22 protein-coding genes are annotated in these 23,091 nt (G+C 63.0%); 14 read left to right on the top strand and 8 right to left on the bottom strand.

The window, feature by feature from the left end:
* Positions 1–46: 46 nt before the first annotated feature.
* Positions 47–2,311: a DNA/RNA non-specific endonuclease gene (locus tag NKK52_RS10135; RefSeq protein ID WP_352628842.1), complete on the bottom strand. Its 2,265-nt coding sequence runs from the start codon at positions 2,309–2,311 to the stop codon at positions 47–49.
* Positions 2,312–2,817: 506 nt separating this feature from the next.
* On the opposite strand from NKK52_RS10135, the gene NKK52_RS10130 reads away from it, so the two are divergent.
* On the top strand, positions 2,818–3,504 hold the full coding sequence (locus NKK52_RS10130) for a Crp/Fnr family transcriptional regulator (RefSeq protein WP_023682508.1): 687 nt from the start codon (positions 2,818–2,820) through the stop codon (positions 3,502–3,504).
* 30 nt (positions 3,505–3,534) lie between these two features.
* On the opposite strand, the gene NKK52_RS10125 is transcribed toward NKK52_RS10130, so the two are convergent.
* Together NKK52_RS10125 and NKK52_RS10120 are read right to left on the bottom strand one after the other, a co-directional pair.
* Positions 3,535–7,857, bottom strand: coding sequence for a cytochrome P450 (locus tag NKK52_RS10125; protein WP_023682507.1), 4,323 nt, complete (start codon positions 7,855–7,857; stop codon positions 3,535–3,537).
* Positions 7,858–7,986: 129 nt separating this feature from the next.
* Complete coding sequence (locus NKK52_RS10120) at positions 7,987–9,759, bottom strand: adenylate/guanylate cyclase domain-containing protein (RefSeq protein ID WP_023682506.1); 1,773 nt, start codon at positions 9,757–9,759, stop codon at positions 7,987–7,989.
* A 351-nt stretch (positions 9,760–10,110) separates the two neighbouring features.
* Here NKK52_RS10120 and NKK52_RS10115 point away from each other — a divergent pair, with 351 nt between their 5' ends.
* The 4 genes from NKK52_RS10115 to NKK52_RS10100 all read left to right on the top strand — a co-directional run bounded on the left by NKK52_RS10115 (position 10,111) and on the right by NKK52_RS10100 (position 11,754).
* Positions 10,111–10,368 carry a PepSY domain-containing protein gene (locus tag NKK52_RS10115; RefSeq protein ID WP_023668990.1) on the top strand — a complete coding sequence of 86 codons (258 nt, stop codon included), beginning with the start codon at positions 10,111–10,113 and terminating at the stop codon, positions 10,366–10,368.
* Positions 10,369–10,451: 83 nt separating this feature from the next.
* Entirely contained in the window at positions 10,452–10,826 is a 375-nt protein-coding gene (locus tag NKK52_RS10110; protein ID WP_245263063.1) for a lysozyme inhibitor LprI family protein, read from the top strand.
* 72 nt (positions 10,827–10,898) lie between these two features.
* Positions 10,899–11,192 carry a hypothetical protein gene (locus tag NKK52_RS10105; RefSeq protein ID WP_245259919.1) on the top strand — a complete coding sequence of 98 codons (294 nt, stop codon included), beginning with the start codon at positions 10,899–10,901 and terminating at the stop codon, positions 11,190–11,192.
* 91 nt (positions 11,193–11,283) lie between these two features.
* Positions 11,284–11,754, top strand: coding sequence for a hypothetical protein (locus NKK52_RS10100; protein ID WP_023682505.1), 471 nt, complete (start codon positions 11,284–11,286; stop codon positions 11,752–11,754).
* 96 nt (positions 11,755–11,850) lie between these two features.
* Here the strand turns inward: NKK52_RS10100 and NKK52_RS10095 are convergent, their stop codons facing one another.
* A complete protein-coding gene (locus NKK52_RS10095) occupies positions 11,851–13,731 on the bottom strand; it encodes a L,D-transpeptidase family protein (protein ID WP_023682504.1) in 1,881 nt (626 codons plus the stop codon).
* 212 nt (positions 13,732–13,943) lie between these two features.
* Positions 13,944–14,690 (bottom strand): 3-oxoacyl-ACP reductase family protein, encoded by a 747-nt coding sequence (locus NKK52_RS10090; protein WP_023682503.1) that lies wholly within the window; start codon positions 14,688–14,690, stop codon positions 13,944–13,946.
* A 101-nt stretch (positions 14,691–14,791) separates the two neighbouring features.
* Here NKK52_RS10090 and NKK52_RS10085 point away from each other — a divergent pair, with 101 nt between their 5' ends.
* Together NKK52_RS10085 and NKK52_RS10080 are read left to right on the top strand one after the other, a co-directional pair.
* On the top strand, positions 14,792–15,400 hold the full coding sequence (locus NKK52_RS10085; protein WP_023668995.1) for a TetR/AcrR family transcriptional regulator: 609 nt from the start codon (positions 14,792–14,794) through the stop codon (positions 15,398–15,400).
* Positions 15,401–15,462: 62 nt separating this feature from the next.
* The gene (locus tag NKK52_RS10080; protein ID WP_023682502.1) at positions 15,463–15,861 is read left to right on the top strand and encodes a rhodanese-like domain-containing protein; all 399 of its coding nucleotides are present in this window, start codon (positions 15,463–15,465) and stop codon (positions 15,859–15,861) included.
* 45 nt (positions 15,862–15,906) lie between these two features.
* Here NKK52_RS10080 and NKK52_RS10075 read toward each other — a convergent pair whose 3' ends face one another.
* Positions 15,907–16,815 (bottom strand): alpha/beta hydrolase, encoded by a 909-nt coding sequence (locus NKK52_RS10075; RefSeq protein ID WP_023682501.1) that lies wholly within the window; start codon positions 16,813–16,815, stop codon positions 15,907–15,909.
* 48 nt (positions 16,816–16,863) lie between these two features.
* Between NKK52_RS10075 and NKK52_RS10070 the strand changes: the two genes are divergently transcribed.
* A complete protein-coding gene (locus tag NKK52_RS10070) occupies positions 16,864–17,316 on the top strand; it encodes a MarR family winged helix-turn-helix transcriptional regulator (RefSeq protein ID WP_023682500.1) in 453 nt (150 codons plus the stop codon).
* Positions 17,317–17,342: 26 nt separating this feature from the next.
* Here the strand turns inward: NKK52_RS10070 and NKK52_RS10065 are convergent, their stop codons facing one another.
* Together NKK52_RS10065 and NKK52_RS10060 are read right to left on the bottom strand one after the other, a co-directional pair.
* A complete protein-coding gene (locus NKK52_RS10065) occupies positions 17,343–17,954 on the bottom strand; it encodes a pyridoxamine 5'-phosphate oxidase family protein (protein ID WP_023682499.1) in 612 nt (203 codons plus the stop codon).
* Positions 17,955–18,018: 64 nt separating this feature from the next.
* Positions 18,019–18,372 (bottom strand): gamma-butyrobetaine hydroxylase family protein, encoded by a 354-nt coding sequence (locus NKK52_RS10060; RefSeq protein ID WP_023668999.1) that lies wholly within the window; start codon positions 18,370–18,372, stop codon positions 18,019–18,021.
* Between the two features lie 198 nt (positions 18,373–18,570).
* On the opposite strand from NKK52_RS10060, the gene moaA reads away from it, so the two are divergent.
* The 6 genes from moaA to mobB all read left to right on the top strand — a co-directional run bounded on the left by moaA (position 18,571) and on the right by mobB (position 22,949).
* On the top strand, positions 18,571–19,566 hold the full coding sequence (gene moaA / locus NKK52_RS10055; RefSeq protein ID WP_031196299.1) for a GTP 3',8-cyclase MoaA: 996 nt from the start codon (positions 18,571–18,573) through the stop codon (positions 19,564–19,566).
* A 150-nt stretch (positions 19,567–19,716) separates the two neighbouring features.
* Positions 19,717–20,187 (top strand): hypothetical protein, encoded by a 471-nt coding sequence (locus NKK52_RS10050; RefSeq protein ID WP_023682497.1) that lies wholly within the window; start codon positions 19,717–19,719, stop codon positions 20,185–20,187.
* Between the two features lie 121 nt (positions 20,188–20,308).
* Positions 20,309–20,665, top strand: coding sequence for a hypothetical protein (locus NKK52_RS10045; RefSeq protein WP_023682496.1), 357 nt, complete (start codon positions 20,309–20,311; stop codon positions 20,663–20,665).
* Positions 20,666–20,888: 223 nt separating this feature from the next.
* A complete protein-coding gene (locus tag NKK52_RS10040) occupies positions 20,889–21,809 on the top strand; it encodes a DMT family transporter (protein ID WP_023682494.1) in 921 nt (306 codons plus the stop codon).
* A 7-nt stretch (positions 21,810–21,816) separates the two neighbouring features.
* The gene (mobA, locus tag NKK52_RS10035; RefSeq protein WP_023682493.1) at positions 21,817–22,449 is read left to right on the top strand and encodes a molybdenum cofactor guanylyltransferase MobA; all 633 of its coding nucleotides are present in this window, start codon (positions 21,817–21,819) and stop codon (positions 22,447–22,449) included.
* The gene (mobB, locus tag NKK52_RS10030) at positions 22,446–22,949 is read left to right on the top strand and encodes a molybdopterin-guanine dinucleotide biosynthesis protein B (protein ID WP_023682492.1); all 504 of its coding nucleotides are present in this window, start codon (positions 22,446–22,448) and stop codon (positions 22,947–22,949) included. Before mobA ends, mobB begins: the two co-directional genes overlap by 4 nt.
* Positions 22,950–23,091: the final 142 nt, after the last annotated feature.

Raw genomic sequence — 23,091 nt, 5'->3', positions numbered from 1 at the left:
CACGGTGGTTCCTCCGACTTCAAGGCATTGGCAGCGCCGCGTGACCCTAAGCCTTCTTCTTTCGCTTCCGCGACCCAGCCCGCGTGGAAATCTCGGTGCCGCGAACGGTGTCGTACTGATCGGCCTCGATCAGCGATTGGTCGAAGATGACGCCGCTCATTTCGGAGATTTCGGAGAGCGGGTACATTGCGCCGATGAATTCTTCGGAGACCGTGAACTCCAGTTCCGTGTCCGACAGATCCTGTTCGAGCACGAAGCCGTAGCTGGCGATGCCGTCACTGACGCGGGCGACCACCACCTTCCAGAAGCGGCGCGGCACTAGCGCGCGAAGACTGGTGCCTTTGGGACCCTTGCCGGCAAAGGTCCGGTCGTCTTTGGCGAGGACCGGCCCGGCGAAGACGCAAAGCCGCTCGCTCGCCGCCTCCGACAGGACGTGGTTCTCAAGATCGCCCCAGTTCTTCTCGCCGCTGTCGGAGCGGTTGTAGCCTTCGACCTGGGGCGAGCAGTTGGTGACATGGAAGGAGCAGACATTGCCCCTGAGCAGCAGCTCGAAGGTGCTGCCCCAGGCCACGTCATCGCGCCTGACGATATGACCCTTGTCGAAGGCGCCCTGATCCTGGGTGTAGAAGACGTCGGGGATCTGGTACTTGTCGTCGAGCCGCAGATCCGGGAACCAGCGCTCGCTGAACAGGCCGCCACGCGAATAGTTGCGGCCCTTTTCCGGCTCGCGCAGATTGCTCTCCTCGGTGACGTTGGAGGCGGTGAACAGCGCCAGCCGCCGCTTGGCGTGCATCTTGAGTGAAAAATTCTGGTAATCTAGCCGCGTGCCCCCTGCCTTGAGCTGCGCCAGCACGGACAGGTCGGTGGCCTCCGGCATCGGCACCACGACGGGCGCGAGCTTGGTGCCGCCGGACAGGAATTTTTCGTCGTAGCCCTTATAGCCGGCATAGTCCGCGACCGTTTTGGGAACGAATGCGCCGCCTGGAGGGGTCGGCTTGGCCGCTTCCAGTTCGACCGATTCCGTGACCGCTTCATGGGCAGGCGTTGCGCCGAGCGAGACGGTGATGCGCAACGGCACTTCGAAGGTGACGCTGCCGCCCGGCGAAACGACGACGCCTCCGGATGAAGGCGTCTGGGTGGCGACGCCCGGGATCTGCTTGACGCCGCCGGCTTCAACCAGGTTTACGCCCTCGGCCGGCGACCCACTGTCCGCCTTGTTCCACCATGCGCCCCAATCGTTGGGGCCGCCGCTGGCGGCGCCGGCGAAATTGAGGCCGAGGTCGACGACACGCTGGTCCTTGGCCAGCGCGCCGGTCGGCACGGCGTAGTTACGCTCGAGATAGCGGCCGGCGAAATGCAGCGCCACGACCTCGCCGGTGGCGAGGTTGATCATGGCGGTGCCGGAGTTGCCGCCAGTGGTCGAGCAATCATGTGTCGCCGCGCTGACGATCTTGCCGAAACTCTCCGTATCGAAGCCGCCCTGCAGCATGCCCGGTTGCAGGCGCTTGACCTGGAAACGATTGCGCATGAGCTCGTTCTGGACATCGACCGCGTTGCGATTGTCGAACGCGGGATAGCCGATGGCGACGACTTCCTGGCGCAGCATATCGCGCGCGTCGGCGACCGCGAGCGACAGCGGCGTGATGTTGTCGGGCAGGCCTTCGACTTCGAGGATCGCCATGTCCCAATAGGGATGGATCATCCGGACATTGCGGATCTTGAAGACGTTTCCCGCCGCCGAATCGCGCTTGAAGTCGATGCCGGCGGCGCGGCCGTTGATGAATTGCAGATTGCGGTCGCCAAGGCCGTCCGCAAATATCTGCGCCACATGACGATTGGTCATCAACAGGTTGCGGCCGACGACGAAGCCCGTGCCGCCGTAAGGGATATTGGTGTTCCACAACAGTTCGATACGCCCGATCGCCGGCAGGGCGGCTTCGATGCGCTGCTTCAATGCGGCCTCGCTGGTAAGCTTCGTCCACAGCGAATGGCCAGGTGTCGGAGCGCCGTCGAAAGTCAGCGTCGTAAAGGTGCCATCCTTGATGTCATAGACCGGCCGCAACTCCGGGATGATTATGGCTTCCAGATCGGAAAGCTGCTCGGGCGCGACTTCGGCGCCCCGCGCGAGGCTCTCCATGCCAGCGCGCGCCGATTCAAACGCCGCCTCCGTCTTGCCGGCTTCCGCAGGCGCAAGGGATTCCAGAGCGCCGCCTGCCATCGTCTCCACGTTGCCGAGGACCGATTCAGTCCCCTCGCCCCCGGTGACGAGATCGAGATATTGACGGATTCGCTGCTCTCTGCTGACCGGCATAGTCGCCCCCAAAGGTTCTGTCGAAGTAAATAACTGTATTGCCCCATTTTAGACTGGTGCAATTCTGATTGGCAGGCAAGGAAACAAATCAACTCGCGTCGAAGATGACCGGAGTGCAACGTCGGCATGTCTTTGCCGCAGTCGCTCGCGCGGTGTATGACGCTCGCATTATTTCAGCGATGCCGTATGTGATCTCCGTCACAGACGCTCACGCTGTTTGCGCCCAGCTATCGCAACAGGCGGAAAGGCCATTGCGGCCGCTCGGTTTTACAGAAATTTTATCACCTAACCATTTTAATCAGTTGGCGCCTGCACGCGCGGCTCCTCCCGCCGCGCGTGCAGACGGCTTTCCGCCCGGCACGAGCCAGGCACTGGGCGCGACCACTGCGCCACGCCTTTAGAAGGCGTAATCGCAAGGGATGAACGCCGGCCTTTGACGCGGTGCACTCTTGCCTTAGACTTCGGCCCTTAAACTTCGCCGATTGCGGCAATTGGGAATTTGGAACATGGCTTTTGGCGGCCCCAACGACAGAAACGATCTGCCGCGCCTGGCACGCATCGATCCAAAGCTGTTCGATATCCTGTTCAGCGGCTGCAAGGTCGAGCGCTACGCCGCCGGCCAGCATCTGTTCGTTCAGGAAGATGCCGCCGACCGGATCTACGGGGTCATGAGCGGCACGGTGGAAATCTCGATCTATTCGCCCGGCGGGCAGAAGCTGGTGGCCAATATCGAGCTGTCGCGCAGCCTCGTCGGCGAGATCGGCGCGCTTGACGGGCGGCCACGCACCGCCACCGCCATCTGCCTGACCGCTTGCGAGCTGGTTTCGCTCAGCAGGACACAACTATTTGATCGCATTGAGAAAAATCCACCGCTGGCACGCGCGATGATCGAACTTCTGTGCGCCCGGCTGCGCTGGGTCAGCGGCGAACTCGGCGACCAGGCCTTCTTCGGCATCGAGGCGAGGCTCGCCAAACGCCTGGTCTTCCTGGCCAAGGTGATGGCCGACAGCGCCGGCTGGATTCCGATCTCGCAATCGGAACTCGGAGAGTTCCTCGGCGCCACGCGCGAGTCCGTCAACAAGACGCTCAACGACTGGCGCAACCGCTCGTTCATTGCCATCAAACGCGGCGGCCTGCGCATCACCGACACCGGGGCGCTGCGCCATATCGCCGAATCGCAGGACGACGACTGACGCCGATCCCGAATCAGCCCCGGCCAAGACTCAGAGCCGCGAAATCAGGTAGCGCAGCGCCGAGCGGCTGGGCATGAAGAAGTATCCACCACCCTTGGTGGTGACGAATTGCGGCATGTCACGGAGCGTCGTGACCTTTTCCCATGACGGAATGGTGAACCTGCCATCACCGCTGCGCGAACCAATCGTCGGGTCCTTTTCAGCGACGAGGCCCTGGAACGTGGCCGACGAAACCCAGGTCTGCTGAATGAATTCGTACTGGCGCTCTATATCGGCGTTGAGGCACATGAACAGCAGCCCTTTTTCGACCTTGCCATTCTTGCCGTCCTGCTTCTCATAGGTACGGCCGACCCGCAGGATACGATGGCGCTTGCCGATATTGATCTGCGTATCGCGGTCCTCACCCAGCGAGTCGCGTGGGTTGGAACGGCGAATGTGGGCACCAAGCGGGCAGCGATGGCCTTGCGGATCCTCGGCGCCAGCCGCGAAGTTGTTGTCGATGACGCGTCCCGGATGATCGGGGTTGCGCACCAGCGAGCTACCGTTCTGCCAGCGGCCGAGCATCTTGGCGGCAATCCAGTCTTGCGTGATGGCTTGGTTGCCGAGTTGGCTCGCGACCAAGGCTGCAGCCTTTTTGCAGTAGTTGTTGAAGACGTCGACGTGCTGCTCGAACTGGCGAATAACCAGGAATGAACCGTTGCGCCCGAAATCGCGCGGCGGTGGCGGCAGGCCCGGAATCAGCCGGCTACGGCGCACCTGAGAAAGGATTCCGGTCCGATCGCGTGATGCGCTTACCGAGGGCGAGGCTGGATAGAACCCATGCTCATCACGATAGCCGAACAGGAACTCGCCGGGCGCGACCAGATGCATGGGCGCGGCGCCCCTGCTGGCGCGGGTCGTGCCCCGGACAATCGGCTGCGAAATCCCGTCCGCGAAACCGAAATGCTCGTAGGCTGGCCCACGTTCCGACCGATCGTCACGCTTTGCCCCGTCGGACGATTTCGTCTTCGTGTCGGTCGGACCCCGGTTTACGGCGAGCGGCAGTTCGGCGACGACCTTCATGCCTGCACCGGTCGTCTTTCGTCTCACGGTGGCAATCTCGGTCTTCAACCGTCCCAGGTCTTCAGCATAGCAGACGATGACCAGGTCCACAGGGTTCTCCAACGACCCCCACTCCCATTCGTCCGGGCCGTCGCGGCCTCGGTCGTCCAGTATGCGCCCACGCTCGGGATTGCCCATGCCATGGCGAAAGGCGATCGGAAATGTTTCCAGTGGATCGCCCTCCACACCCTCGTCGAGCCCAAACTGCCGCAGGCCACCGGGACCAAAGGCGACTATCATAGCTCGCCCGGCGGGCCTGCCTTCGCCGAAACTCGTCTGCTCGACAACGAAATCGAGCCAGGCTCTGCGCTTGGGCGCCGGCAACTTGTCCGGCACCCGGATCGCAAGCATATGCGAATAAGCGAGCGGGCCGAGCGGGCCGAAGAAGATGGACTGGATCTCGCCGGTTTCCAGCTGCTGCTCGAGAGGCGCCGGAAAGGCAGAGCTGATATTGGCCAGCAGCGAAGTGGTCTTTTGAACGGTGGTTGTTTCGCTCGCCGGGCGCCGTAGCGAACCGAACAAGCTCAGCCAGTCGCGCGCCTCGTTGCCGACGGCGGAAGCAATGCCGCGCCTGACCCGGGAATTGATCCGGATGCGCTCTGTGTTGATTTGGGGATAGGCGGAGTACCAGAACAGGGTCGGCACCTGCTGGCGCCGCGCCCAGCGCTTGAAACGATCGCCGTCGCGCGCGCCGTCCAGGAACAGCCATCGTGTGCGTGGATAGCCCACGGTGTTGCTCCACACGCCGGTCAGGCCAGCGGACGCCTTGGCGATGAAGTCCTCAAGATAGCTTTCCCAGCTGCCGCCGTAGTTGGAGAAGAACATCAATCGGTTGGAGCCGGGCAGCAGTATCCAGCGGGCGAAATGGATGGTGTTGATGGTGTTGAGGAAGCCTGGCTTGAATACCTTCTGGGCAGCTATCGAGATCAGGTAGAAGGAAAACCTGAGCGCCAGCCGCCGCAGAATGCCGGCCTTCATCGTCGAAATCGCAGTCAGATGGTTTTGTGCCGCGTGGCCCTCCTTGACGAGTATCGCGTTCAATTCAGATATGCCGATCGATGTGCTTTCCGGCCGATCCCTGTCCTCGCGGCGTCGCAGCGCCAGCAAGCACGAAAACGCCAGCAGCGCCGCTGCCACCAACACTCCAAGTCCCGACAACAGAAGTGAGGTGATTGCTACGGCTATGGCGGTGAAGGAGATTTCCTGGGAACTGATGTCGATAGATCTGCCGAACACCACACCGTAGGTCATGTACCAGCAAGCAGCCCAGATGATCGCCACCGTGACGAAGACCGGCGGCACCAGCAACGTCGTCAGCAGGGCACGGCCCCAATGACCCGGCGGCTTTTCGAGCAGGCTTTCGGCCGGCTCGAACGCCCAGGCAAACGTCCCTAATGACTGGACACGCTGGCGAACTTCAGCGAGCACGGCAGGAGCGTTGCCGGCCCCTTTGCGTGGCCGCTCGACGATGTCGCGCACGGCTTCGAAAAGCTGCTGCTCGGCCTTGATACGCTGGACCGAGTGCCCCGGCGTGCCCGAAAACACCAGTCCGGCATTGCTGCCGAAGGACGGCGATATGTCGACATTGTGCTTGCGCAGGAAATCGTTCAATGCGCCGCCATCGCGCAGATCGCAGACATCCTTGAAGATCGGCCGCAGCCGGTGCCCGATGGCGTGCGTGACCGCATCGATGACATTGTCGATGCTGCCGTCACCGGAAATCTCGAGAACCAGAGCTCCTTTTTCCTGACCGGAATCAGCGCCGATCTCGCCGGTGCCGACCACGGTCAGGCTGGTGAAGTGGACGGTGCCGGCAATGTCGAGCGCGGTGCGGATCTCTTCGACGGCCGGGTTGCCGAGGCTCGCAACCTTGTCGCGGACAGCATCCAGCGACGCGGACCGGGTGACCGGGCAGACCACCGTCACCATGGACTGCGTTACGGTGCGGCAGAGTTCTGCCCGTTCGAAATCGACCTTGAGGGTTTCGGGATAGGCGCCGATGCGGGTCATCCGCCCGGCCTTGCCGGGCATGCGGCGCACGCCCTGCTTCTGGAACAGGGCGCGCAGGCTTTCGCCGATCTGGATCCTGGCGATCTCGGCGCCGATGCACTGATGAATGCCGTGGCCGAACACCATGTAGTCGCGATGCGGGCGCGATGTGTCGAACTGGTCCGGGTTCTGCACGGCGTCGGCATCGAACATCGCCGACAGCGTCGCCGGCATCACCACCGTGCCGGCCTTCACCAGGCGCTCGCGGCGCGTACCCTTGCCGATGATCGCGTCGCGGGCCGTGTAGCGCCAGGGGCCGACCCAGATCGGCTTGAAGCGCATGGCTTCAAGGACGGCCCTGTCGAGCTTGGCGGTATCGTTTTCGGCCAATGCGGCATCGATAGCCTGCCGTGCGTCGGGCCGCGACAGGATCACGTCGAGGCAATTGCCGGCGGCCAACACATTGGTCGGGACGAAGCCGGCGATCATGCCCAGCATGATCGAATTGAGGTCGTCCCGCGACAGGCGGCCCTGATCCATCTGGACAACCAGCCTCGCCAGCGGTTGCTCGGCCTTCAAGCCCCGGTCCCTGGCCGACTGGATGGAGCGATCGATGACTTTGAGAAGACGGTCGCCCGCCACCACTGCGAGTTCGCGCATGACGGGGCTCGCCGTCGGGTCCGAAAAGAACAGCGCACTCAGCGCGATCGCCCAGTCGGCGAATTCGGATTCATCGTCGATCTCGACGCCGAAATAATCTCGACAGATGTGCACCGGGACGATCTTCATCAACCTGGAGATCGCATCGAAGCCGGGGCTAGCGCGCGTCATGATCTCTTGCGAATGACGCGCCGCGATCGGCCTGACGGCGGCTTCGACCTCGGCCGGCGGGAATGCACTCAGCACCGACGATTTCATGCGCCGGTAGTCGGCGCCGTCCTGCATGCCGAGGATGAAGTTGGATCCCCGGGCAAGCTCGGTCATTTCCGGGCCGTATGGGGTCTGGAATTCGTCGCCGCGCTCCAATATGTCGCGGACATCGGCGTTCTTGGTGACCACGAGAACACCGAAGAGCTTGCCGGTCGGCCGGAAACGCCGCAACAAGGAAAGCGCCCAGCGGGGGTCTTCGGCCAGAGACCCGACGATGCGCGCAATCAGCCCTGTCTTCCGGATCCGGCCGAGATCGAAGGGCGGCATTTCCGACAGCGGGCGCTGGTTTTTCTGGGCCGCGCGAATAGCGTCGAAATACTTCAGTTCGGTCATGCGCGTTCAAGCCCCCCGGCTATCCACGTTATTGCGATGCCGGCCGTTCAACGCCTAGGTTTGCATCGGTTGCACGTATGTGAATCTTTTCACAGTTGGTCCATGTTCCAGCCAGCATTGACGCCATGTTCATTTGGCCAGTCGGAAATTGGCGACGAGGATCTCGTTCGCGGCCTTGTCGGTGAACGGTATCCAGCGCACACGCTGTTCTGAAAAATCGGGATGCCGGGTGGTGAAAATGGTCATCTCGCGCCGCGCCTGTTCCGGCCGGCCGCTTCGCATCAGCGCGCCGATCTTCAGGAACCTGGAATAGAAATAGCCGGGAGACAGGTTGAGCGAGCGGTCAGCGGCAGCGATCGCCGCCGGCCAGTTCTCGACCAAACAATAGGCCGCCGTCAGTTCCCCCAGATTGTGGAAGCGGTAGAGGTCGAACGGGCTCAATCGCTCGGTATCGAGAAAGAACGGTATCGCGGTCGCGGCATTGCCGAGCAGCAGCTGGGCGCTGCCCATGGCCGAGCGCGCGAAGGCAAAGCTCGGATTGATGTGGATCGCTTCCTCGAGATGGTCGACGGCCGACCGCGGTTCGCCGCGCATGATGTCGACGGCGCCGAGATGGGCGTGCGGGCGCGCATCCAGGCTGTCCACCAGCAACGCCTTGCGGGCAAACTGCTCGACCTTGTTCAAATCGTCGCTGTCGCCGAAACGCAGCCATGCCCGCCAGAAATACCACCACGCCAGTTCGTTGAGCACGGCGCTCGAGTTGGCGTCCTCGCGGTAGGCCTTCTGGAAGAACTCGAGTGCGGTTTCGGTGTCGCCGCGGGTGCGCCGGTTCATGTGCCAGCGGCCCCGTCGCACCAGTTGCCAGGTCTCCAGGCTTTCCCAGGGAACCTGGAAGGTGCGTGCCTGTTCCGCCCGGTCGACCTCCTTGTCGAGGATCGAAACGATCTCAGCGCCGATCTGGTCGCGCAGGTTGAAGATGTCGACCAGATCGCGATCGAAGCGCTGCGACCACACCAGCCGCCCGTTGGACGCGTCGGCCAGCGAGGTGTTGAGGCGGATCTGGCCACCATTGCGCATCAGCGTGCCGCTGACGATGTAGCGCGCGCCGAGCGCGTTGCCGATCACCCGGGTGCCCAGCGTGTCGTCGCGGAACTGGAAGCTGGAGCCCTTGGCGATGACCGAGAGCCATCTGGTGTTGGATAGACCATAGATGATGTCCTCGGCGATGCCGTCGGCCATGTAGCCGATGTCATGCTCGCCGCCATCGGCGTGGAAGGGCAGGACGGCGATCGCCGGCGGCCCCTTGGACGACAGCTTCTGCTGCGCATTGGCCTGGGGAATGGCCGCGAACGACGCCGCCGGCGAGGATCCGTTGCCGCTGCGGCCGGCGATCAGAACGCGCACCGGCAAGGCGATGTTCTTCAGCATGAATTCGCCGAGATCGGTGAATTCGGCCGCCGTCTTGTCCTTCACATGGTGCCAGGTCGTCTCCGAAACGGCGAGACCGTTGCCCGGCGCGAATTCCTGGATTCTCGCCGCGATGTTGACGTCGTCGCCGTAGAGGCGGCCACCACGCACGATGACGTCGCCGGTGTTGATGCCGGCGCGAAACGGCATGCGCATATCGTCGGCAACCTCGGCGTTGAGGGCGACGATGCGGCCCTGGAAATCAAAGGCCGCGCGCAACGCCTCGATCGGATTGCCGAACTCGGCCATGATGCTGTCGCCGGCGTCGCCGAACGTGCGGCCGCCAAATGTGCCACAGCTGTCGGCGATGATGTCGCGCCGTTCCTCGAATGCCGCGACAGCAGACTCGTCGTCGATGCCCATCAGCCGCGAGAACCCGACGGCATCGATAGAAATGATTGTCGCCAGCTGACGGGTGTAGTTCCGTACAGCCATGTTCGAGCCCCCGCTCCCTTTCTGGTTCTGGTCCAGCACAGGCGACGACCCGTTCCTGAAACACTTCGCCGCGCGCTGAGAGATGAAGATTCCGGCGGGGTTGGCGCGCCATGCCACCCCGCCAGGACCAGAAGTCTAGCAGGGTCTTTGGCAAAGCTCTACCACCATCGGGTTGTCCAGCGCGGGCCGTGGCAGCACTCATGGTTGGCCGGCGGTTGGCGCAAATATGGGCGTGCCGTCGCTCTGAGCGCCGCGATCCAGGGCTTCACGGAACCTGCGCGACGTCACATCTCGGAACAAACTGTGCTGCCTGCGAGTTTCCGGTGCGGTTCATACCAAATGAGGGTAATCATGCGAAATCTTGTTCTGGCGACCGGTGTCGTCGTTCTTCTGGCCGGCTCAACGGCCTTTGCCGCGGATGACAGCCCGCTGCCGCCGACGAATGCCCAGAAACTGTCGGCAATCATCGCCAAGGTCGAGCAGCGCGACGGCTTTCGCTATGTGAAGGAGGTCGACTGGGACAAGGACGGGTACACCGTCACCTATTACACCGCCGACAAGGCGAAAGTCGAAATCACCTTCGATCCCGTGACCGCCGAACCGAAATAGCGCCGATACCGCACCGCTTCGGCAATTCCGTCCGCCACGTTTTTTGCCTACGATGGTGGCAGTTGTCGGACAACGGGGCGACCATGCTTTCTTCCAATCGAATTGCCAACTCGCTTGCGCTTGTCGTCGCACTGGCTGGCGCGGCGGTCTGCCTTGGTCCAGCGCGTGCCGACGGGCCGTCCTTCGATTGCCGCAAAGCCAGCCTGCCTGTGGAAAAGGCGATCTGTGCCGACCCGCAACTGTCGGCAATTGATGCCTTGGTGGCCGAGGCCTTTACGGGTTTCGAGCCAGCCTTTGGCGGCGACAAGCGCAAGATCGCCCGTGCGCTCATCGCCGACAGGAACGCCTGTGGGCAGGATGCTGCCTGCATCGTCAGCGCCCAGAACAACGCGCTGCAGACCTACGGCAATGCGCCGTCCTGGGTGCAGGACTACAACATCGCCCTGATCGGCAAGTAGGCGCTCGACACCGCGGCCCGCCATCCGGGCAGCCCCGACCATCGCCTGCCCTCGTCGATCGGCCAATGCGCCTTGACCCACATCACCGCGCTGACGACGCGGCTCGGCGACGACCCGCTGGAAACCGCCCGCCCTGAAGCCGGCAGCCTGGCGCGGTTCAGCAATGGCGGCGCCGGGGTTTCCTACGAGCGGGAGCCTGGCCTTGCCAGTTCGAAAGCCGGCGATCCTGTCGTCATGTGCCTGATATCGATCCCGAGGGATTGTCCGCAGGGCGACGAGCGCGGGCGGGTCTATTACGGCGTCGACCTCACGATAAAAGGCACATGGGTTTTGCCGGATTCGCAACATCTATGCGGCGGCGCCTGAAGATTTGCCGCAAAGCACTACTGGATGCACTCTTGCGCCGATCCGCCTTTGATGGCTGAGTGCGCGTAACAGTTGCAGGGCACGGGGGTGCATGGCCATGGTTAAGCATGTTTGGAAGCGCATCCTGATGATGCTTGCCGGCTATTTCGTTTCGGTGCTGATCGGATTGTTCGCGGTCGTGGCGATATATTGCGCACTCGCCGTATTGCCCAACGCGCCGGACTATTTCGGCGCCATGCAATTTTCGCCCATTGTCGTGCTGCTGTGGCCGCCGCTCGGCATGGTCGTCTATTTCCTGACGATCGTGCTGACCGGCCTGCAGACGCTGATCTTCGCGCTGCTCGCCGAATTCTTTGCCCTGCGCAATTTCCTGGTGCACATGCTGTTTGGCGCCGCTGCCGCTGCAGCCGGCTTTTTCCTGGTCTGGCCGGCCGCGGAAGAGGATGCCGGACGCTGGGCCGATATCGGCATCATCGCCGCCGCCGGCCTCGTAGCCGGTCTGGTCTATTGGCTGATCGCGGGCCGCGACGCCGGCTTCCGGCGTCCGCTCATCCAGCGCTGATCGCAGGAAACGGGCGACCGTCCATCGGCCAACAATCTAATAAAACCAGAGAGACAAAGTGAGTTCCTCGTTCGTTGAACGAGGAACTCCGCTGGTTCAGCTCGTCGGCGAGCGCACCGCTTCAGTCGCGTCCAGCGCCTGCATCAGCCGCGTGTCGCGGTCGTAGACGTCGTTGAAATATTCGACTTTGCCGGACAGGTCCGGCCAGGCAGTGAAGTAGGAGACATAGACGGGAATCGTGCGTGTCACGTCTTCGCTGGCATGGCCGTGCTTGAGCTTTTCGGCGATGTCGTCGACCGAGACGCCGAGCACCGCCGCCGCCATCCCACGTGGATCCTGAAGGCGAATACAGCCATGGCTGAGCGCCCGCATATCGCGCTGGAAGAAGGATTTTTGCGGCGTGTCGTGCATGTAGATGGCGTGCTTGTTGGGGAACAGGATCTTCAGTTCGCCCAGCGCATTGGCTTCGCTCGGCTGCTGGCGCACGCTGTAGGGAATGTTGGCGCCGTAGGCGCCCCAATTGACCGAGGAAGAGGGAACCCGCCTGCCGCGCGAGTCGGTCACCTCGTAGCCGGCACGGTCGAGATAGCCCGGATCGCCACGCAGCCTTGGCAGCATCTCGTTGACGATGATCGACTGCGGCACGCCCCAATAGGGATGGAAATCGACCTGCTTGATCTCCTTGAAGAAGAAGGCGGTCTGGTTGGTGGTCCGGCCGATGACGACGCGGGTCTTCAGCTTCTCCTCGCCATTGTCGATATAGCTGGCGGTGAAGGCGGGCTGGTTGATGAACACCCGCGGGCTGCCGAGATCGGACGGCATCCAGCGCAATTCTTCCAGCGCGACCTGCACCTTCTGCAGCCTGTCGGCCTTGGACGTGCCGGCGAGCGAGGCGACGGTGCGCGGGCCGATGACCCCATCGCCCTTCATGCCGGCCTTCACCTGCACGGCCTTGATGATCGGAACCAGTTCGGGAACATAGACATCGCTGGTGCCGAGACGAGACAGGATCTCGCCATAGGCGCCGCCCATCTCGTCGTCGAGATTGCGCGCGATCAGCGTCAGCAGCTTCGGCAGTTCGGCGCTGGTCTCGCCGGGCTTCAGCAACAGCTTGGGATCGACGACGATTTCGTTTTCGGCGCTCGCCTGCAGCGATTCAAGTTCGACGCGCAGCGCCTGATATTCCGCGTTCTGCGGGTGCCGCGATTCGAGGTAGGTGCGCACTTCCTGGGTGTGGGCCAGCGTCTTGAGCGCGCCTTCCATGTCGACCGGCTTCGGCGGAAATTCATAGTAGCCGGTGATGCGATTGGGATCGACGCGCCCGCTCTGGGCGTCACGGGCATAGCGCAGTACGCGCGCCGACAGCGCCATCTCGAAGCGGACGAGTTCCTTCAGATGGGCGTCGGCATCGACTGCCGATGCGTTGGCTGCCGGCACCTCGACCGTGTAGTCGGCCGACGTGAGACCATAGCTTGCGGCTTCGCCAAGCACCCGCACCGCATCCTGGGCGCGGGCATTGGGATTGCCCTCGTTCACCCAGATGAAATCAGGATTGGCAGAGTAATAGGCAATCAGTGCCTTGGCGATATCGGGCTCGGCATAGAGTTCATAGTCGCTGAGGCCTGCAACGGCTTCGCGGAAGGCGGTGCTGGTCGCCGACGGAACAAAGGCGGCGTCTTCAGCTGTTGCCACCTGGGGAGGTGCTGCCACCAATGCGGTAAAGTCGACGCGCACCAGCCGGTCGGCCTTGTAGGTGTAGTAGGACGGGCTGCCGATCCTGGTGCCGCCACCGCCCGACACGGCGGGCTTCGGCTTGCGCTTCGGCGGCGGCGGGAATTCGCCTTGCGGCCTGTGCTTGACGCCACCGCCGAACAGCATGTCGAACAGGCCTTGCGCGCTTGCCTGCGGCACACCGAAGGCCAGTGCTGCCGCCACTGCAAGCGGCATCACGGTGGCTTTATTTCCGAGGAATCTCATTAATCACCCGCTCCGGCTGCAAGCCGGCTCCCGTTCCGCGCCGCTAGACGATCTTGCCAACCGCATGGCGGATGTAAGGCGCTACTATACCGATTCATACCGATTTCGTTAAGCTTCCATAAATTTCCGCGGGCCTGTTGCAGAACGGTTTCACAACATCGTGACGTCTGGAGCGGCGTTGCCGCCCCAGACCGGTCAAAGCGGCTGCTGCTTCAGGCGTTGGCGCCACCGTCGATGGTGAGCGCGGCGCCGGTGACGAAGCGCCCTTCCGGACCGGCGAGCCAGGCAACCATGCCGGCGATCTCGTCAGCCTTGCCGAAGCGGGGCGTCGCCATCTTCCGCCGCTGGTGTTCGGCATGTGGGGCTTGGGCCGGGTTCATGTCGGTGTCGGTCGAACCGGGATGAACGACATTGGCGGTGATTCCGCGCGGACCGAGGTCTCGCGCCAGCGCCTTGGTCAGGCCGACGAGCGCTGCCTTGCTGGTCGAATAGGCGCTGAGGCTGGTGTCGGTGACGCGCTCGGCCAGATTGCTGCCGATCGAAATGATGCGGCCTCCCTCGCCCATGTGAGCCGCGGCCGCCTTAGAGGCCACGAACGGCGCTCTCAGATTGACCTCAATGGTTTCGTCGAAGTCGGCCAGCGACATTTGTTCGATGGGCGCCGCGCGCCAGATGCCGGCGCTGTTGACCAGGATGTCGAGCCGGCCGAAGGCATTCACCGCCTCGATGACCGAATTTTCGATGGCGGCAGCGTCGCGATTGTCGGCTTGGATGGCGATCGCGCGACCACCTGCCGCTATAATCTCGGCGACGACAGCTTGGGCCGGCGCCGCGCTGTTGACGTAGGTGATGGCGACGTCGGCGCCATCGGCCGCGAGCCGTTTGGCAATCGCAGCACCAATGCCGCGGCTGCCGCCGGTGACCAGTGCTGCCTTGCCGTTCAATCCGTTCGCTGACATGTCATTTCTCCTTTTATGTAACGGTCGATATATAAATATCTGGCAACCTTGCCTCGCGACGTCAAGTGAATTATGTATCGATCAACACAGAAAAGAGCGCCATGCCGGAAAGAGGCCGCCCCCGCACCTTCGATCGAACCGCCGCCTTGCGGCAGGCGATGGAGCTGTTCTGGGCCAAAGGCTATGAGGGCACCTCGATCGCAGACCTGACCGCGGCGATGGGGATCAGCTCGCCCAGCCTCTATGCCGCCTTCGGCAGCAAGGAGGCGCTGTTTCTGGAAGCGACCGAGTATTACACCCGCAACGAAGGCACCGAGATCTGGAGCGCGCTGGACGAAGCGCCGACGGCATGCCAGGCGATCGAGAATTTCCTGCGTCAGACGGCAAAAGCGTACTCTCAGGACGACCGCCCGCAGGGCTGTCTCATCGCACTGGGCGCACTGCACCAGGATTCAAGCAGCGGCGCGATCTGCGATGATTTGCGCCGCCGCCGCGCCGAAAACCACACCCTCTTGCTGAGACGGCTGGAACGCGGTGTGGCGGAAGGCGAATTGCCGGCGGGCTTCGACAGCAACGCGGCGGCGACCTTCTATGCGACGGTCCAGCACGGCATGTCGATTCAGGCCCGCGACGGCGCCTCGTGCGACGCGCTCATGGCCACAGTGGCCGGAGCGATGGCGGCGTGGCAGGGGCTGGTCGGAACAGCGTGACAAAGCGCGGAGCTTGTGCTGGAAATCCAGTCGGCGGCGAAATGCGCCGGGAGGGATCATCCGTGAAAAAAGGGTATCGCGAGTTGCTCGACGAGGCCAATGCCGAGATCGAGGTGGTCTCGCCCGAGGAAGCGGCCGGGCTGCTCGACGACGAGGACACCATCTTCGTCGACCTGCGCGATCCACGCGAGATCGAGCGGGACGGCCAGATCCCCGGCGCCAAACATGTCACTCGCGGCATGCTGGAATTCTGGATCGATCCCGAAAGCCCTTACCACAAGCCGTTCTTTGCCTCGGGCAAGAGCTTCGTCTTCTTTTGCGCCGGCGGCTGGCGCTCGGCGCTGGCCACCAAGACGGCGCAGGATATGGGGCTGTCGCCGGTCAAGCACATCCTTGGCGGCTATACCGCCTGGAAGGCGGCCGGATTGCCGGTCGAGCCGGGCGGCAAGAAGAAGGGCTAGCTCACCGCTCCGGCGTTGTCGGAGTCGACAATACACCCATTGGAATCAATGCAGTATCGGCTCGCGCTCGTTTTTGACAAAAGTCACAGCGCGTTCGACAACACCTTTGTCGGCGAGAATGCGACGGTGGCCGAGCCCATCGGCCCAGTGCAGCCGCACATGGCTGCCGGCGCCGGCATAACGTGTGGCATGATCGGCGGGGACTTCGCGGTCGTCCGGCGCGTGGATGACCAGCGTCGGCACCGGCGCTTCGGCCAACTGGCGGTCGCCGGTGAATTCATGCAGCGGCCGGCCCGACAGCCTTTTCACCTGATCGGCCATGGAAACCTGCGAACGCGGACCGACATTGAGCATGCGGCTGAAGTCGGCGAAGATCGCCGGCAGGGAACTTGGCGCGGCGACCAGCACCAGCCGCTCGGCCGCGACGGGCTGGATACCCTTGATCGAACCGGCAATGGCATTGGCGGCGACGGCGCCACCGAAGGAATGGCCGACGATCGCCTTGAACGGACCGAACCATTCGCCGGCGACCCTGACCGCCTCGACCGCATTGACCATATTGAGATGACGGCCCAGCGACTGGCCATGGCCCGGCAGGTCGAGCGAGGCGACCCGGTAGCCCGCATCGCGAAAGCCTTCGATCAGCGCCCGCATATATTCCGTGCGCGAACGCCAGCCATGGACCACCAGCACCGTGCCGGCAGACGCCCTGCCCGGCTCGGGCCGGAATTCGTGCACCATGACGCAGCCGGCCTTGGTCGTCAGCCGATGATGGCGCGCCTCGGCCATGAAGCCGGCGGCGCGGTCGACCGCACGCCGCTCGCCGTCGCTGAGCGCCTTCACGCTCGGCGTGCGGCAGAACAGTTCGAAGGCCGCGCGCCCGCTCAGACGCGGCGCCACAAGCTCGGCCGCGCCGAACACGCCCCGGATGACCTTCAGTCCAAATGATGCCATAGTGGCGTTCCATCCATTCCGTTCAAGCATGAACATAATAGTTCAAACATGAACATTAAACAAGAGCTGCCCTGGGACAACCCGCGCTTTCGCAACTGGGTCGCGGTGGCGCGCGCCTGCCATGTGCTGGAGCGTACGCTGGCGGTAAAGCTGGCGCCGCTGGATCTCAAGCCGGCGCAGCTCGACGTGCTGATGAACCTCTATCGCCATCCCGGCATGTCGCAGCACGATCTCGCCCGCAAACTGCTGGTCGGCCGCTCCAACATCACCATGCTGTTGCCGCAGCTCGAGGCGCGCGGCCTGCTGCGCCGCGAAGGCGATGAGAAGGACAAGCGCGTGCTGCGGCTGACGCTTACCGAGGCCGGCACGGAGCTCCTGATGAAAGCGCTGAAGGTGCATATGGCGCTGATCGAAAAGGCGATGAGCCAGTCGACAGCGGAACAGTGCGACATGATCGGCGAACAGATGCGCAAGATCTATGACGTGCTGAAGGACACCTGAGCCGTTCGATCCACGCGCCTCCCACCTCACCACATCGTCTTCTTCGCCCGCTCCGGCCATTCCTTGTCGTAAGTACCGGCATCGATATTCTTGCGGCTGGTGACTTCCAGGATTGTTCCGGGTGTCGGCAGCGATTTCGGGTCGACGTGCTTTGCCGGGTTCCACAGCTCCGAGCGAACGATGGCGCGGGCGCACTGGAAATAGACCGAATCGACATCGACCACGGTGACCGAGCGCGCCGGCTTGCCTTCGACGGCGAAGGAGGCGCAAAGCGCGGCGTCGGTGGTGATGCGGGCGCGGCCGTTGACGCGCAGCGTCGTGCCCGAACCCGGCACAAGAAACAGCAGTCCGACGCGCGGATCGCGGATGATGTTCTTAAGCGAATCGGCGCGGTTGTTGCCCCGTCGGTCCGGCATCATCAGCGTTCTCGGGTCATGCATGCGCACAAAGCCGGCGAGATCGCCGCGCGGCGAGCAGTCCAGCCCTTCCGGCCCGCTCGTCGCCAAAGCGACAAAAGGCGAGGCTTCGATGAAGGCGGCATATTCGGGAATGACGTGGTCGAGTTCCTTGACCGTCGACGCTTCGCCGGGCAGGCCGTAGAGGGCTTCGAGCTGTTCGACCGTGGTGATGTCAGACATCTTCCCGTCTCCGAACCGTTGCCAGCGTTACCCCCAGTCATGACGTTTTGCCGACAGTGCCGAACTAGCGGTCGCGGCTCAGTCCCTTCTCCTGGAGCTCGGCGAGATAGGCATTCCAGCGCGCGTCCTTTTCGTGGCCAAGCGTGTGCAGGTAATTCCAGGTGAAGATGCCGGTGTCGTGAAAATCGTCGAAGGTGATGCGCACGGCGTAGTTGCCGACCGGCTCGATCTTCAGGATAGCAACGTTACGCTTGCCGGGAACCGTCACCCGCTGGTCCGGCGAATGGCCCTGCACCTCGGCCGAGGGTGAAGCGACGCGCAGCAGTTCGGCCGGCAGTTCGAACGGCCGATGATCGGGAAAGGTGACGGACAGCAGTTTTCTGTCCTTCGAGACCCTGAGTTCCTTCGGCGCCGTCATTGTTCTGCATCCCGTCAATCCGCCCTTCCCTACGCTGCTTCGCGCGAGCGGAAAAGGCCATTTGGACCCGGCCGACACCGGATGTCGGCCAGGGAATGTCACCAAAGATCGAGAGCGGCTATCTTGAATGGCGGGTTGGATCGTATCACATAGCCGTATATAACGGCGCCACTCGCAGCATTGGAAACGCTTGAACGCATGGACATGATCGATCCCTTCGGTCGCACGATCAGCTACTTGCGCGTGTCGGTCACCGACCGCTGCGATTTCCGCTGCACCTATTGCATGGCCGAGGACATGGCGTTCCTGCCCAAGAAGGACCTGCTGTCGCTCGAGGAACTCGACCGGCTCTGCACCGTCTTCATCGAAAAGGGCGTGCGCAGACTGCGCCTCACCGGCGGCGAGCCGCTGGTGCGCAAGAACATCATGCACCTGGTGCGCCAGCTGTCGCGGCACTTGAAGAGCGGCGCGCTGGAAGAGTTGACGCTGACCACCAATGGCTCGCAGCTGTCGCGCTTTGCCGCCGAGCTTGCCGATTGCGGTGTCGAGCGCATCAATGTCTCGCTCGACACGCTCGATGCCGACAAGTTCCACGCCATCACCCGCTGGGGCCATCTCGACAAGGTCATGCAAGGCATCGATGCCGCGCAGGCGGCGGGGCTGAAGGTGAAGCTCAACGCCGTTGCGCTGAAGGACTTCAACGACGTCGAGCTGCCGGAGATGATGCGCTGGGCGCATGGCCGCGGCATGGACTTGACCGTCATCGAAACCATGCCGATGGGCGAGATCGACGCCGACCGCACCGACCAGTATCTGCCGCTGTCGCTGCTGCGCGCTTCGCTCGAGCGCCAGTTCACGCTGAGCGACATCCCCTACAAGACCGGCGGTCCGGCCCGCTACGTCCATGTCGCAGAGACCGGCGGCAGGCTGGGCTTCATCACGCCGATGACGCATAATTTCTGCGAAAGCTGCAACCGCGTGCGGCTGACCTGCACCGGCACGCTCTATATGTGCCTGGGTCAGGAGGATGCCGCCGACCTGCGCGCGCCGTTGCGTGCCTCCGAAGGCAACGAGCTGGTCGCTGCTGCCATCGACGAAGCGATCGGCCGCAAGCCGAAGGGCCATGATTTCATCATCGACCGCCGCACCAGCCGCCCCTCGGTATCCAGGCATATGAGCGTCACCGGCGGCTGATTTTTTCCGAGATTTGGTGCAAGGAGTGTCTCCATAGAGCAGTTCACCGTTTCACGGCGAACCGCTCTATGTCTTTGTTTTTTGCGCAATTCCGGACGGAAAACCGATCACACTTTTCCTGGAATTGCTCTAGTTCACTGGAGACATCGAATGAAGCGTCTTTCCATTGGATTGGCAGTTGCACTGATAGCGGCAGGCAGCGCCAATGCAGCGCCGTTCACCTACACCAATGCGCGCTTCGGCACGGTCTGCACCTTTCCCGACGACATCTTCACCGATCGCCAGCCCGAGCCGTACAATGGCGACGGACAGCAATGGCTCAGCGCCGACGGCGCCAGCCTGATCTGCTCCGGTATTTTCAACGTCAGTGACGACACCCCAAAGAGCTTCGTCGCCGAGGAGAAGGCAATCAAGGACGCGGGCTACCAGATCAGCTACAGCAAGACCGGCAAGAACTGGGCGGTGCTGCCGGGACTGAAGGATGGCAAGATCTTTTACGAACGGCGCCTGTTCGGCAAGGACGGCGTCATCCGCACCGTGCGGATCGACTATCCGCCGGCCGTTAAAGCGAAATACGATCCGCTGGTCGGCGCCATCGCCGGCAGCCTCAAAGGACCGTGAGCTTTTCGGACACACACCAGAAAAAGTCTCATGCGCATATAGCTGGCGGATTTACCGCAAGCGCGTTCGAGCCTAGATTCTTGGACATAGCGGCTCGTCGCTCGGTTTGGGGGAATACGACATGCGCACATTCTTACTTTCTCTTGCACTGCTTGGGTTTGCCGCCGCGCCGGCAGCAGCACAGTCCATCGGTGGCAGCTACACCGTCGCGGGCACCAATTTCGACGGCTCGAAATATGGCGGCGAAGCCACCATCACGCTGACCAGCGAGACCACCTGCACCATCCATTGGGAGACGGGCGGATCATCGTCGGACGGCATCTGCATGCGCAACGACGATGCCTTCTCCGCCGGCTATGTCATGGGCAAGGAAATCGGTCTCGTCGTCTACAAGGTAGAGGATGACGGCTCGCTGCACGGCCTGTGGACCATCGCCGGTAAGAACGGCAGCGGCACCGAGGTGCTGACGCCGAAATGAGCCTGCCGGTCATCCGGCCAGCCCTCTCAGGGATTTCTATGGGTCACGGGTGAAAATCCGTGGCCTATTTCTTTGACGTTGCTGTCTTGCCGCCGGCTGCTACAGGCTTGAGCGGTTCACCGTTTCGCCGAAACGTCGAACCGCTTTATTCTTTCACGCAATTCCGGACGGAAAACCGTTTCACACTTTTCCTGGAATTGCTCTTGCAAAACCGGTAACGCCCTTGCCTCTTTCCCCAAACATTCGCGGCGCGCTGTGCATGATGGTGGCCATGATCGGCTTCACCCTCAACGACGCCATCACCAAGTTCTCGTCGGAATCGATGAACATGGCGCAGGTCATGCTGGTGCGCGGCGCCTTTGCGTCGCTGCTCGTCGGCCTGCTCGCCTGGCAGCAAGGCGCGCTCGCGCGACCGAGGTCGATGCTGCAGCCGCTGGTGGCGCTTCGCGTGGTCGCCGAGGCCGGCGCCACCGTCGCCTTCCTTGTGGCATTAGCGCATCTGCCGATCGCCAATGTCTCGGCGGTGCTGCAGGCGCTGCCGCTGGCGGTGACGATGGGGGCGGCACTCGTATTCAACGAAGCGGTCGGCTGGCGGCGCTGGCTGGCGATCGCGGTCGGCTTCGGCGGCGTTCTGATCATCGTGCGGCCAGGCTTCGAAGGCTTCAGCGTCTATTCGCTGTACGCACTCGTCAGCGTCGCCTGTTGCGCAGTACGTGACCTCGCCACCAAGCGCATCCCGAGGGCTATCCCGACCTTGCTGGTGTCGACGGCAACGGCAATCGCCATGACCATCGTTGGCGCCGTGCTGCTGTCGCCGATGGGCGGCTGGACGCCGATGTCCGGCAAAGGCACGGCACTTTTGGCATTGGCGGCGGTGCTGGTGCTGATCGGCTACCAGTTCATCATCATGGCAATGCGGGCTGGCGACATCTCCTTCATTGCGCCATTCCGCTACACGGCCCTCTTTTGGTCGATGCTGCTTGGCGTCATCATCTTCGGCGATGTCCCCGACCTGCCGATGATCTTCGGCTCCGCCATCATCATCGGCTCCGGCCTCTACGCGCTCTATCGCGAGCGGGTCGCCGGCCGGCAAAAACCCGCAGCCGAAAGCGCTGGACCCGACATGGCGCCGGACGGCATATAGCTTGGCCATGAGCCAAGACATTGCAGGAATTATCCTGGCCGGAGGCCTGTCACGGCGCATGGGCGGCGGCGACAAGACTTTGCTGGCGCTTGGCGGGCGTCCGCTTCTCGACCATGTCGTTGCCCGCCTGGCGCCGCAGGTCGGATCGCTGGCGCTCAGCGCCAATGGTGACCCGGCGCGCTTCGAGGCGGCCGGTCTTCCGGTTCTCGCCGATGCGGTGGAAGGCTATGCCGGACCGCTTGCCGGAATCCTCACCGGCCTCGAATGGGCGGCAGCGAATACCGCTTTCAAGGCATTGGCGACGGCCGCCGGCGACACGCCGTTCCTGCCGGTGGACCTGGTCGAGAGGCTGGCTGCGGCTGTTGACGAGCGACCAGGCTCCATCGCTGTTGCCAGTTCCGCCGGCCGGCAGCATCCGACCTTCGCGCTGTGGCCGCTCGGGCTGCGTGAGGCCTTGCGTCATTTCCTGATCGACGAGGACAACAGGCGCGTCTCCGCCTTCATCGAGCGGCACGACTGTGTCGAAGTGGAATTTCCGTTGCTGACCCACGGCAGTGACGAGATCGACCCGTTCTTCAACATCAACACACCGCACGACCTTGCGGTGGCCGAGCGTCTGTTGCAGAGCATCGGCCCATGAACATCTTCGGCATCACCGGCTGGAAGAATTCCGGCAAGACCACACTGACCGAGAAGCTGGTCACAGAGCTCGTCCGGCGCGGCTGGACAGTGTCGACGGTCAAACACGCCCATCATGAGTTCGACATCGACAAGCCTGGCGCCGACAGCTTTCGTCACCGCCAGGCGGGCGCCACCGAAGTCGCGGTGGTGTCGGGCAAACGCTGGGCGCTGATGCATGAATTGCGCGGTGAGGACGAGCCGACGCTGGAGACGGTCCTGTCGCGGTTGGCCCCGTGCGACATCGTGCTGGTCGAAGGCTACAAGCGCGAGGCGCACAAAAAGATCGAGACCCGGCGGCGGGAGGCCAAGGACCGCTCGCCGCTGTCGGCGAACGACGGACATATCGTGGCGATTGCCGCCGACTTCGCGGTTACCGGCGAAAGCCTGCCTGTGTTCGATCTCGACGACACGGAAGGGATAGCCGACTTCATCGAGCGCATGACCGGCCTCAAACCTTGAGGCCCCTGCCCTCGCCCGGGTCAGCCGCCCTCTTCAGCCGTTGCATTGTCTAAGCGCGTCGCGCCTGAACGGCCTCATGCGACGCGCTTCAGGTTGTTTTATTTATGCATGTCGTCGTCCCAAAACCGCTGCGCACTTTTGG

It is taken from the genome of Mesorhizobium sp. C277A, assembly GCF_040324395.1.
Taxonomy (GTDB): Bacteria; Pseudomonadota; Alphaproteobacteria; order Rhizobiales; family Rhizobiaceae; genus Mesorhizobium.
Note: the sequence above shows the minus strand (reverse complement) of the source record. Positions and strands in the feature narration are given on the sequence as shown.